The following is a 12,156-nucleotide window of genomic DNA, read 5'->3' on the forward strand; positions in this document are numbered from 1 at the left end:
TGGAGGTCTTTTACAATGCGTATTATCAGTTTCTTAAAAAGTGTCGGGAAAGAAATGAAGAAGGTCAGCTGGCCAAAGAAAAACGAAATGATTCGTTACACAATCACTGTTATTTTAACAGTCGTATTCTTTGCAATCTTTTTCTCTTTTCTTGATATAGGAATCTCACAATTAATCGAATTAATTCATTAATACTTGAATAATGGTCTGCTGAACGTGCTATAATAGATCATAATATGACTTGCCAAAAAACCCGTTTTACGGGTTTTTTCAATTGCTTGAAAATATTTACCGGTACTCGAGATTCGTCAAATAGACATTACGAAATGTGGGGAGGGAAGGACTGAATAGTCCTGAACGAAATGGAAAAGAATTGGTATGTTGTGCATACGTACTCTGGCTATGAAAACAAAGTAAAAGCGAACTTGGAAAAGCGTGTTGAATCAATGGGCATGCAAGATAAGATCTTCCGCGTTGTCGTACCAGAAGAAGAAGAAACAGATATTAAAAATGGTAAGAAAAAAGTTGTCAAAAAGAAAGTATTCCCTGGCTATGTCCTAGTGGAAATCGTGATGACTGACGACTCTTGGTATGTTGTTCGTAATACACCAGGTGTCACAGGATTCGTTGGATCAGCTGGATCAGGATCAAAGCCGACAGCGCTGCTGCCAGGCGAAGCTGAAACCATTCTGAAGAGAATGGGTCTTGAAGAACGCAAAACAGAAATCGACTTTGAATTGAAAGAAACAGTCAAGGTAATCGACGGACCATTTGCTAACTTCACAGGCTCTATCGAAGAGATTGATTACGATAAAAGCAAAGTCAAAGTATTCGTTAATATGTTTGGTAGAGAAACACCCGTGGAACTTGAGTTCACGCAGATCGATAAATTGTAATTCAAAAGAGCTTGAAATGAGTGTATAGAAGTGGTAATATAGCAAAGGTACGTCTTGAGTTCGCTCAAGATCGCTAGCTAGTTATTTCGTCATTCATATAAAGAATGAAGTTGTTGAGTGGGAGGGGGATTCCCCTATTACCACATCACGGACTTTAAGGAGGTGTGTCTCGTGGCTAAAAAAGTAGTTAAAGTTGTTAAATTGCAAATTCCTGCTGGAAAAGCTAACCCAGCTCCACCAGTTGGACCTGCACTAGGTCAAGCCGGTGTTAATATCATGGGATTCTGTAAGGAGTTTAATGCTCGTACAGCTGACCAAGCTGGTCTTATCATTCCTGTTGAAATTTCGGTTTTTGAAGACCGTTCATTTACATTTATTACTAAAACTCCACCTGCTGCAGTTTTACTTAAAAAAGCAGCTGGTATTGAGTCTGGTTCTGGTGAACCTAACCGTAATAAAGTGGCAACTGTTAAGCGTGATAAAGTACGCGAAATCGCGGAAACAAAAATGCCTGACTTAAACGCTGCTAGCGTTGAATCAGCTATGCGCATGGTTGAAGGTACTGCACGCAGTATGGGTATTGTCATCGAAGATTAATTTATTGTCTTGTTGGGTTGCGAGTTTGGTTTTGACAAGTTCGCAACCCTTATTCGTGGGAGGTTATTCCGCTAAAACCACATAAGGAGGATTTTTATAATGGCTAAAAAAGGTAAAAAGTATGTAGAAGCTGCTAAGCTGATCGAACGTACTAAAGCGTATGATGTAGCTGAAGCTGTTTCTCTTACAAAAAAAGCAAATACAGCGAAATTTGATGCGACTGTAGAAGTTGCTTTTCGTTTGGGCGTAGACCCTCGTAAAAACGATCAACAAATCCGCGGTGCAGTTGTACTTCCTAACGGAACTGGTAAAACTCAACGCGTTCTTGTGTTCGCTAAAGGCGAAAAAGCAAAAGAAGCAGAAGCTGCTGGAGCAGACTACGTTGGAGATTCTGATTACATCACTAAAATCCAACAAGGCTGGTTCGAATTCGATGTAATCGTTGCAACACCTGACATGATGGGTGAAGTTGGTAAGATCGGTCGTGTACTTGGACCAAAAGGTCTTATGCCAAACCCTAAAACAGGAACTGTTACATTCGAAGTAGAAAAAGCAATCAATGAAATCAAAGCTGGTAAAGTAGAATACCGCGTTGATAAAGCTGGTAACATCCACGCGCCAATCGGAAAGGTTTCTTTCGAGGACGAAAAGCTTGTTGAGAACTTTGCAACAATCTATGATACAATCCTTAAAGCAAAACCTGCAGCGGCTAAAGGTGTATACGTGAAAAACGTTTCTGTTACAACTACTATGGGCCCTGGCGTGAAAGTGGATCCATCTTCTTTCTCTGCAAAATAAATCTTGACTTATCACAATCGTTTTGATAATATCAAAATGTTGTAAAATAGAATATGTCCATTTATACCGTAGACAGCAGGGGCCTTATGGCTTAATTAACCCGCCGAGGTGTATATGTCACAGTCTTACGTTAACGTATGCTTGTATATACAGCCTCCATGTCTTAATGGAGGCTTTTTATATGGAGAACCGTTCGTTAGGAACGTGATGGCCTGATCGGTATAAGTGTTACACAAAGAATGTACAGGAGGTGTAACCATGAGCAATGCAATCGATACTAAAAAAGTTGTCGTTGATGAAATTACTTCTAAATTTAAAGACAGTATGTCTACTGTAATTGTAGATTACCGTGGTCTTTCAGTTTCTGAAGTGACTGAACTTCGTAAACAGCTTCGTGATGCTGGCGTAGAATTCAAAGTTTACAAAAATACTTTGACTCGCCGTGCAGTTGAACAAGTTGAACTAACGGGTTTAAACGATTTCTTAACAGGTCCAAACGCTATCGCATTCAGTAACGAAGATGTTATCGCACCTGCGAAAATCATCAACGAATTTGCGAAAAGCCACGAAGCTTTAGAAATCAAAGCTGGTGTCATCGAAGGAAACGTAGCGACTGTAGAAGAAGTGAAGGCTCTTGCGGAACTTCCGTCTCGCGAAGGCTTACTTTCTATGTTGCTTAGCGTTCTTCAAGCTCCAGTTCGTAACCTTGCTCTTGCTACTAAAGCAGTTGCAGAACAAAAAGAAGAACAAGGCGCTTAATGCGTACTTAACGTAAAAAACTTAAAATGGAGGAATTACAAATGGCTTTAAATATCGAAGAAATCATTGCTTCAGTTAAAGAAGCAACTGTACTTGAGTTAAACGACTTAGTAAAAGCAATCGAAGAAGAATTTGGCGTAACTGCTGCTGCTCCTGTAGCTGTAGCTGCAGCTGGTGGTGCCGCTGCTGAAGAGAAAACTGATTTTGATCTAGTACTTGCTGGTGCTGGAGATCAAAAAATCAAAGTTATCAAAGTGGTTCGTGAAATCACTGGTCTTGGCTTGAAAGAAGCTAAAGAACTTGTTGACAACACTCCAAAACCACTTAAAGAAGGTATTGCTAAAGAAGAAGCTGAAGAACTTAAAGCTAAGCTTGAAGAAGTTGGCGCTTCTGTAGAAGTTAAGTAATCTTCGCCTAATCTTTTGGGAAAGCTCGCTTTTACTGGCGGGCTTTTTCTTTTCTATTCTCCTGAAACGATTGAATCCAGAGGAGGTCCATTCATCATGAGTGACCACTATTATACGGAAAAGCCATCAGTGAAAAGCAATAAACAGACATGGGGCTTCACCTTGAGAAACCGTACCTTTACTTTTACAAGTGACAGTGGAGTGTTTTCTAAGAAAGAAGTCGACTTTGGTTCAAGGCTTTTAATTGAAGCTTTTGAAGAACCTGACGTGGATGGCGATGTCTTAGATGTCGGTTGCGGTTATGGACCGATTGGCTTATCGTTAGCAAACGAAATGACGAGCCGCACCATTCATATGATTGATGTGAACGAAAGAGCAGTCGAACTTTCAAAGGAAAACGCTAAACATAATCGCATTGATAATGTCCGCATCTATCAAAGTGATTTGTTCTCGAATGTTCATTCATCAGCTGCTTTTGCCTCTATACTGACCAATCCCCCAATACGGGCAGGGAAGAAAGTTGTACATGCGATCTTTGAAAAAAGTGCTGATCATTTATTGCCGGAAGGTGAGTTGTGGGTGGTTATTCAGAAAAAGCAGGGCGGACCATCTGCGATTGAAAAATTAGAACAGCTCTTTGGAGAAGTCGAGGTTGTATTGAAAAAAAAGGGCTACTATATTATCAAAGCTAAAAAAGTTTGACGCAGTTTCCTAGCTGTGTTAACATTATAAAATGCCAATGTGTATATTTTGCTTGATAGGCTTAAAAAACAACTATTTTGTATAAATTATGCATACTTGGGAAAACTAATAAAATCGGTATTTGTTTTTGGATGTGGTTTTCTTATTTTAGAAACCCTTTTTTCTTTTGTCTTGTAAAAGTATTTCTTTACTGACATTTGAAAGGCTGAAATACTTTTTACACATATAATACGCATGATTTGAGGGGTGAATCAGTTGACAGGTCAACTAGTTCAGTATGGACGACACCGCCAGCGCAGAAGCTACGCACGCATAAGCGAAGTGTTAGAATTACCAAATCTCATTGAAATTCAAACCTCTTCTTATCAGTGGTTTCTTGATGAGGGTCTTAGAGAGATGTTTCAAGATATATCCCCAATTGAGGATTTTACTGGTAACCTTTCTCTTGAATTCATTGATTACAGCCTAGGGGATCCTAAGTATCCTGTAGCAGAATCAAAAGAACGTGATGTAACTTACTCTGCTCCACTAAGAGTAAAAGTTCGTTTAATTAACAAAGAAACTGGAGAAGTAAAAGACCAAGATGTGTTCATGGGTGATTTCCCAATCATGACAGACACAGGTACTTTTATCATTAACGGTGCGGAACGTGTAATCGTTTCTCAGTTAGTGCGTTCTCCAAGTGTATATTTCAGTGGTAAAGTAGACAAAAACGGTAAAAAAGGTTTTACTGCGACTGTCATTCCAAACCGTGGCGCATGGTTAGAATACGAAACTGATGCGAAGGATGTAGTCTATGTACGCATCGATCGCACACGTAAGTTGCCGGTTACGGTTCTTTTGCGTGCTCTCGGCTTCAGCTCTGATCAAGAGATTCTTGACCTCATTGGCGAGAATGAATACTTACGCAACACGCTGGAAAAAGACAATACAGAGAATGCGGATAAAGCACTTCTCGAAATCTACGAGCGCCTCCGTCCTGGAGAGCCGCCAACTGTTGAAAATGCGAAAAGCCTGCTAGACTCTCGCTTCTTCGATCCGAAGAGATATGACCTAGCTAATGTTGGACGCTACAAGATTAATAAAAAGCTTCATATTAAAAATAGACTGTTCAATCAAAAATTGGCTGAAACGTTAGTTGACCCTGAAACAGGTGAAATTCTAGCAGAAAAAGGTCAAATTTTAGACAGAAGAGTTCTTGATAAAGTTCTTCCATACTTAGAAAACGGCATTGGATTTAGAAAGCTTTATCCAAATGGTGGCGTAGTAGAAGATGAAGTAGAACTTCAATCTATTAAGATTTATGCACCGTCTGATCAAGAAGGCGAGCAAGTGATCAACGTGATCGGGAATGCATACGTAGAGGAAGCTGTGAAAAACATCACGCCTTCTGACATCATTGCATCGATCAGTTACTTCTTCAACCTTCTTCATGGTGTAGGTGACACAGATGATATCGATCACCTTGGTAACCGTCGCCTGCGTTCTGTAGGTGAGCTTCTGCAAAACCAATTCCGTATTGGTTTAAGCAGAATGGAGCGTGTTGTTCGTGAAAGAATGTCGATCCAAGACACAAACACGATCACACCTCAGCAACTGATCAACATCCGTCCTGTGATCGCTTCTATCAAAGAGTTCTTTGGTAGCTCTCAGCTTTCTCAGTTCATGGATCAAACAAACCCGCTTGCTGAATTGACGCACAAACGTCGTCTGTCGGCGCTTGGACCGGGTGGTTTGACACGTGAGCGTGCAGGAATGGAAGTTCGTGACGTTCACTACTCTCACTATGGCCGTATGTGTCCGATTGAAACACCAGAGGGTCCAAACATCGGTTTGATCAACTCTCTATCTTCATTTGCAAAAGTGAATCGCTTCGGCTTTATTGAAACACCTTACCGCCGGGTTGACCCTGAAACAGGTAAAGTGACACCGAGAATCGATTACTTAACTGCTGATGAAGAGGATAACTACGTTGTAGCACAAGCGAATGCTATATTAGGTGAAGATGGTTCGTTTATCGATGATAATATCATTGCTCGTTTCAGAGGGGAAAACACAGTTGTTCCTCGAAACCGCGTTGACTACATGGACGTTTCGCCAAAGCAGGTTGTTTCTGCAGCGACAGCATGTATCCCATTCTTAGAAAACGATGACTCTAACCGTGCTCTAATGGGAGCGAACATGCAACGTCAGGCTGTGCCTTTGATGCAGCCGGAATCACCGATTGTTGGTACAGGTATGGAGTATGTATCAGGGAAAGACTCTGGTGCTGCTGTTATCTGCCGCTACCCTGGTGTTGTAGAACGTGTTGAAGCGAAAAATATTTGGGTTCGTCGCTATGAAGACGTTGACGGACAACAAGTCAAAGGAAATCTAGACAAATACAGCTTGCTGAAATTTGTCCGCTCTAACCAAGGGACTTGCTACAACCAGCGTCCAATCGTAAGTGTTGGAGATGAAGTCGTAAAAGGAGAAATCCTTGCAGACGGTCCTTCAATGGAAAAAGGTGAATTGGCTCTAGGACGTAACGTCATGGTCGGCTTCATGACTTGGGACGGTTATAACTACGAGGATGCGATCATCATGAGTGAGCGCCTTGTAAAAGATGACGTCTACACGTCTATTCATATTGAAGAATATGAATCAGAAGCTCGTGATACAAAGCTTGGACCGGAAGAAATCACTCGTGATATTCCAAACGTTGGGGAAGATGCTTTACGCAACCTTGACGAGCGCGGAATCATCCGTATTGGTGCAGAAGTAAAAGACGGAGACCTTCTTGTAGGGAAAGTAACGCCTAAAGGTGTAACAGAACTAACAGCTGAAGAACGTCTATTACATGCAATCTTCGGTGAAAAGGCTCGTGAAGTGCGTGATACGTCTCTACGTGTTCCACACGGCGGCGGCGGAATTATCCACGACGTCAAAGTCTTTAACCGTGAAGATGGAGATGAATTACCTCCAGGTGTAAACCAGTTAGTCCGCGTATACATCGTTCAGAAGCGTAAAATTTCTGAAGGTGACAAAATGGCCGGACGACATGGTAACAAAGGGGTTATCTCTAAAATCCTTCCAGAAGAAGATATGCCGTATCTTCCAGATGGAACACCGATTGATATCATGTTAAACCCTCTAGGGGTACCATCTCGTATGAACATCGGTCAGGTACTTGAGCTTCATATGGGTATGGCTGCACGTTACCTTGGCATCCACATTGCGTCACCAGTATTTGATGGTGCGCGCGAGGAAGATGTTTGGGAAACGCTTGAAGAAGCAGGTATGTCCCGTGATGCAAAAACAGTCCTTTATGACGGTCGAACTGGTGAACCATTCGATAACCGTGTATCAGTCGGAATCATGTACATGATCAAACTGGCTCACATGGTTGACGATAAACTTCACGCTCGTTCAACTGGACCATACTCACTTGTTACGCAGCAGCCACTTGGCGGTAAAGCCCAGTTTGGTGGTCAGCGTTTCGGAGAGATGGAAGTATGGGCGCTTGAAGCTTACGGTGCAGCATACACACTTCAAGAGATCTTAACAGTTAAATCGGATGACGTTGTAGGTCGTGTGAAAACATACGAGGCCATCGTCAAAGGGGATAACGTCCCTGAACCAGGTGTCCCTGAATCATTCAAAGTGTTAATTAAAGAACTTCAAAGTTTAGGTATGGATGTCAAAATCCTATCTGGCGATGAAGAAGAGATAGAAATGAGAGATTTAGAAGACGATGAGGAAACGAAGAAAGCAGACGGATTAGCGTTATCTAATGACGAAGATGCTGCAGACCTCGCACCTGTCGATCTTGAACGTGACGCAGTCACAAAAGAATAGCAGAAACGATTAGAGCAAGTGACTAGGGTATAACCCGAAGATTAAAAGGGAGGTAGGCCCCTTGCTAGATGTGAACAATTTTGAGTATATGAACATCGGTCTCGCATCACCTGATAAAATCCGTTCTTGGTCTTTTGGTGAAGTGAAAAAGCCTGAAACGATTAACTATCGTACACTGAAACCTGAAAAAGATGGTCTCTTTTGTGAACGTATCTTCGGACCGCAAAAAGACTGGGAATGTCATTGTGGAAAGTATAAACGCGTTCGTTATAAGGGTGTTGTATGTGACCGTTGTGGTGTAGAAGTAACACGGGCAAAAGTCCGTCGTGAGAGAATGGGGCATATCGAACTGGCTGCCCCAGTTTCCCACATTTGGTATTTCAAAGGTATCCCAAGCCGTATGGGTCTTGTTCTTGATATGTCACCACGTGCGTTAGAAGAAGTGATTTACTTCGCTTCTTACGTTGTAACAGATCCGGGCAACACACCGCTTGAGAAGAAACAACTTCTTTCTGAGAAGGAATTCCGTGCTTATTTAGATAAATACGGTAATACGTTCCAAGCAGCTATGGGTGCAGAAGCAATCAATAAACTTCTTCAAGATATCGATCTTGTAAAAGAAGTAGATACACTGAAAGAAGAGCTGAAAACTGCTCAAGGACAGCGTCGTACACGTGCGATTAAACGCCTTGAAGTGCTAGAAGCCTTCCGTAACTCAGGAAACAAACCATCATGGATGATTCTTGATGTACTTCCGGTTATTCCGCCAGAATTACGTCCAATGGTCCAGCTTGATGGTGGACGTTTTGCTACTTCTGACTTAAACGACCTTTATCGTCGTGTTATCAACCGTAACAATCGTCTGAAACGTTTATTAGATCTTGGTGCGCCAAGCATCATCGTTCAGAACGAGAAGCGTATGCTTCAAGAAGCTGTCGATGCCTTGATTGATAATGGACGTAGAGGCCGACCAGTAACAGGACCAGGAAATAGACCATTGAAATCTCTTTCTCATATGCTGAAAGGGAAACAAGGACGTTTCCGTCAAAACTTGCTCGGTAAACGTGTTGACTATTCTGGACGTTCCGTTATCGTCGTAGGACCACATTTGAAAATGTATCAGTGTGGACTTCCGAAAGAAATGGCTCTTGAATTATTCAAACCATTCGTGATGAAGGAGCTTGTTGAAAAAGGTTTAGCTCACAACATCAAGAGTGCGAAGCGTAAAATTGAGCGCGTGCAGCCGGAAGTATGGGATGTTTTAGAATCAGTTATTCGTGAGCACCCAGTCTTACTAAACCGTGCACCGACTCTTCACAGACTTGGTATTCAAGCGTTTGAACCTACACTTGTGGAAGGACGCGCAATTCGTCTGCATCCACTTGTATGTACAGCCTACAACGCTGACTTTGACGGTGACCAAATGGCGGTTCACGTACCATTATCTGCTGAGGCTCAAGCTGAAGCTCGTATCTTAATGCTTGCTGCTCAAAACATTTTGAACCCGAAAGATGGAAAACCTGTTGTTACGCCATCTCAGGATATGGTGCTTGGTAACTACTACCTTACACTTGAGCGTAAAGGTGCTATCGGAGAAGGTATGGTCTTCAAAGATACTGACGAAGCCCTTCTAGCTTATCAAAATGGGTATGTGCATCTTCATACACGTGTAGCTGTTGCAGCTAGCTCGTTGAAGAATGTGACATTTACTGATGAACAGCGTTCTAAATTGTTGATCACAACAGTTGGAAAACTGATCTTTAACGAAATCTTACCGGAATCATTCCCTTACATGAATGAGCCGACAAAGAGCAATATTGAAGAAAAAACGCCTGACCGCTTCTTCCTTGAAAAAGGTGAGGATGTCAAAGCTGCGATCGAGAAACAAGAAATCAATGCGCCGTTCAAAAAAGGTATTTTAGGTAAAATCATTGCGGAAATCTTTAAGAGATTCCATATCACTGAGACATCTAAAATGCTTGATCGCATGAAAAATCTTGGTTTCAAATACTCTACTAAAGCGGGTATTACGGTTGGTGTGTCTGACATCGTCGTATTAGATGATAAGCAGAAGATCCTCGAAGAAGCACAAGCAAAAGTAGATAACGTCTTGAAGCAATTCAGACGTGGTTTGATTACTGAAGAAGAGCGTTACGAGAGAGTCATTTCGATCTGGAGTTCTTCTAAAGATGTCATCCAAGGTAAACTGATGAAGTCCCTTGATGAAGTCAACCCAATCTACATGATGAGTGACTCTGGAGCGCGTGGTAACGCATCTAACTTCACTCAGTTGGCTGGTATGCGTGGTCTGATGGCCAACCCGGCTGGACGTATCATTGAACTTCCGATTAAATCTAGTTTCCGTGAAGGTTTAACCGTATTGGAATACTTTATTTCCACTCACGGAGCGCGTAAAGGTCTTGCCGATACAGCCCTTAAAACAGCTGACTCAGGTTACCTCACGCGTCGTCTCGTCGATGTTGCACAGGATGTTATCATCCGTGAAACAGATTGCGGTACAGACCGTGGTATCTTGGCGAAGTCCATTAGAGAAGGAAATGAAATTATTGAGAAGCTTGAAGAACGTCTGATCGGACGTTTTGCAAGAAAACCAATTGTTCATCCTGAAACGGGCGAAGTCATTGTGGACGAAAACGAACTAATTGATGAAGATAAAGCACTTGAAGTAGTTGAAGCAGGAATTGAGGAAGTATGGATCCGTTCTGCATTTACATGTAACACGCCTCATGGTGTATGTAAACGATGCTACGGCCGTAACCTTGCAACTGGTACTGACGTTGAAGTCGGTGAAGCAGTTGGAATCATCGCTGCTCAATCAATCGGTGAGCCAGGAACACAGCTTACAATGCGTACGTTCCACACCGGTGGGGTAGCAGGAGACGATATCACACAAGGTTTACCTCGTATCCAAGAGCTATTTGAAGCTCGTAATCCGAAAGGGCAAGCGACCATTTCTGAAATTGATGGTGTCGTTGCTGAAATTAACGATGTTCGTGACAAGCAGCAGGAAATTGTGGTTCAAGGCGACGTTGAAACTCGTTCTTACACAGCTCCTTACAATGCGCGTCTGAAAGTTGTTGAAGGTGACAAAGTCACTCGTGGTCAAGTACTGACAGAAGGTTCGATCGATCCGAAAGAACTTCTTAAAGTGACTGACATGACAGCTGTTCAAGAATATCTGCTTCATGAAGTACAAAAAGTATACCGTATGCAAGGGGTAGAAATCGGAGATAAGCACGTTGAGGTAATGGTTCGCCAAATGCTTCGTAAAGTGCGTGTCGCTGATGCAGGGGATACAGATGTATTACCAGGCACACTTCTTGATGTACATCAATTCACTGAAGCGAACAAAAAAGTACTATTCGAAGGCAAACGTCCTGCAACAGGCCGTCCAGTTCTTCTTGGTATTACAAAAGCATCGCTTGAAACAGACTCATTCTTGTCTGCGGCATCCTTCCAAGAAACGACTCGTGTCCTAACAGATGCGGCGATCAAAGGAAAACGTGATGAACTGCTTGGCTTGAAAGAGAATGTTATCATCGGTAAACTTGTTCCAGCTGGAACAGGAATGCCAAACTACCGTAAAGTTAAGCCGGTTTCACAAGTGCAGCCGTCTGACGATATGGTTCCTGTAGAGTAATCTTTCTCGTGAGATTCCTATAAAATCATCAAAAAATGGTGAAGGATGTCAAGATAATCTGTCATATGATATTGACATCCTTCTGCCATGATGATAATATAACCAAGGTGCTCAAAATAAAACCTGTTACTTTGGAGGATATTCGATGTCTTATGATAAAGTATCACAGGCTCAATCCATTATTATTGGTACGAAGCAAACAGTAAAAGCTCTGAAACGAGATTCAGTAAAGGAAATCGTCGTAGCGAAAGATGCTGATCCTGCTTTAACAGCTAGTGTAATAAAACTAGCGCAAGAGAAGGGTGTAGACATTTTAGTGGTAGATTCCATGAAAAAGCTCGGCAAAGCCTGCGGAATTGAAGTTGGGGCAGCAGCTGTTGCCATTATGTTATAGCGTACTTGTTTTGTTTTTGCATGTGTAAATGCAAAAGCATTGTTTTTTGCCTTTTGATGAACCACCTGGGTATGTGGGTTATAAAAAAAGCAACGAAGGGAGGAA

Annotated in this window: 10 protein-coding genes and 1 other annotated feature; all 10 genes read left to right on the forward strand. The window is 42.1% G+C overall.

Annotated features, from left to right (window positions below; genetic code table 11):
• Nucleotides 1-15: 15 nt before the first annotated feature.
• The 10 genes from secE (at nucleotide 16) to MHH26_RS17960 (ending at nucleotide 12,051) form a co-directional block, all read left to right on the forward strand.
• Nucleotides 16-192 carry a preprotein translocase subunit SecE gene (secE, locus tag MHH26_RS17915; protein ID WP_003216942.1) on the forward strand — a complete coding sequence of 59 codons (177 nt, stop codon included), beginning with the start codon at nucleotides 16-18 and terminating at the stop codon, nucleotides 190-192.
• A 170-nt stretch (nucleotides 193-362) separates the two neighbouring features.
• Nucleotides 363-896, forward strand: coding sequence for a transcription termination/antitermination protein NusG (gene nusG, locus MHH26_RS17920; RefSeq protein WP_003217197.1), 534 nt, complete (start codon nucleotides 363-365; stop codon nucleotides 894-896).
• Nucleotides 897-1,067: 171 nt separating this feature from the next.
• Nucleotides 1,068-1,493, forward strand: a complete 426-nt coding sequence (gene rplK / locus MHH26_RS17925; RefSeq protein ID WP_003216956.1) for a 50S ribosomal protein L11 — start codon at nucleotides 1,068-1,070, stop codon at nucleotides 1,491-1,493.
• A 99-nt stretch (nucleotides 1,494-1,592) separates the two neighbouring features.
• Entirely contained in the window at nucleotides 1,593-2,291 is a 699-nt protein-coding gene (gene rplA, locus MHH26_RS17930; RefSeq protein ID WP_034665623.1) for a 50S ribosomal protein L1, read from the forward strand.
• A gap of 48 nt (nucleotides 2,292-2,339) precedes the next feature.
• Nucleotides 2,340-2,480 (forward strand) — a sequence feature (ribosomal protein L10 leader region).
• A gap of 69 nt (nucleotides 2,481-2,549) precedes the next feature.
• On the forward strand, nucleotides 2,550-3,050 hold the full coding sequence (gene rplJ / locus MHH26_RS17935) for a 50S ribosomal protein L10 (protein WP_034665618.1): 501 nt from the start codon (nucleotides 2,550-2,552) through the stop codon (nucleotides 3,048-3,050).
• Nucleotides 3,051-3,091: 41 nt separating this feature from the next.
• Nucleotides 3,092-3,457 carry a 50S ribosomal protein L7/L12 gene (gene rplL, locus MHH26_RS17940; protein ID WP_003216952.1) on the forward strand — a complete coding sequence of 122 codons (366 nt, stop codon included), beginning with the start codon at nucleotides 3,092-3,094 and terminating at the stop codon, nucleotides 3,455-3,457.
• Nucleotides 3,458-3,553: 96 nt separating this feature from the next.
• Nucleotides 3,554-4,159: a class I SAM-dependent methyltransferase gene (locus MHH26_RS17945; protein WP_106038589.1), complete on the forward strand. Its 606-nt coding sequence runs from the start codon at nucleotides 3,554-3,556 to the stop codon at nucleotides 4,157-4,159.
• Nucleotides 4,160-4,414: 255 nt separating this feature from the next.
• Entirely contained in the window at nucleotides 4,415-7,996 is a 3,582-nt protein-coding gene (gene rpoB, locus MHH26_RS17950) for a DNA-directed RNA polymerase subunit beta (protein WP_003217223.1), read from the forward strand.
• A gap of 61 nt (nucleotides 7,997-8,057) precedes the next feature.
• Nucleotides 8,058-11,657: a DNA-directed RNA polymerase subunit beta' gene (gene rpoC, locus MHH26_RS17955; protein WP_034665614.1), complete on the forward strand. Its 3,600-nt coding sequence runs from the start codon at nucleotides 8,058-8,060 to the stop codon at nucleotides 11,655-11,657.
• 145 nt (nucleotides 11,658-11,802) lie between these two features.
• Complete coding sequence (locus MHH26_RS17960; protein ID WP_034665612.1) at nucleotides 11,803-12,051, forward strand: 50S ribosomal protein L7ae-like protein; 249 nt, start codon at nucleotides 11,803-11,805, stop codon at nucleotides 12,049-12,051.
• Nucleotides 12,052-12,156 lie beyond the last annotated feature (105 nt).

This window comes from Bacillus sp. FSL K6-2839, assembly GCF_038003365.1.
Lineage (GTDB): Bacteria > Bacillota > Bacilli > Bacillales > Bacillaceae > Bacillus.

Excerpts from the sequence above, each read along its gene's own strand:
- rplA (WP_034665623.1), top strand. The coding sequence starts at position 1,593 with ATGGCTAAAAAAGGTAAAAAGTATGTAGAAGCTGCTAAGCTGATCGAA.
- nusG (WP_003217197.1), top strand. The coding sequence starts at position 363 with ATGGAAAAGAATTGGTATGTTGTGCATACGTACTCTGGCTATGAAAAC.
- secE (WP_003216942.1), top strand. The coding sequence starts at position 16 with ATGCGTATTATCAGTTTCTTAAAAAGTGTCGGGAAAGAAATGAAGAAG.
- rplL (WP_003216952.1), top strand. The coding sequence starts at position 3,092 with ATGGCTTTAAATATCGAAGAAATCATTGCTTCAGTTAAAGAAGCAACT.
- rplJ (WP_034665618.1), top strand. The coding sequence starts at position 2,550 with ATGAGCAATGCAATCGATACTAAAAAAGTTGTCGTTGATGAAATTACT.
- MHH26_RS17960 (WP_034665612.1), top strand. The coding sequence starts at position 11,803 with ATGTCTTATGATAAAGTATCACAGGCTCAATCCATTATTATTGGTACG.
- MHH26_RS17945 (WP_106038589.1), top strand. The coding sequence starts at position 3,554 with ATGAGTGACCACTATTATACGGAAAAGCCATCAGTGAAAAGCAATAAA.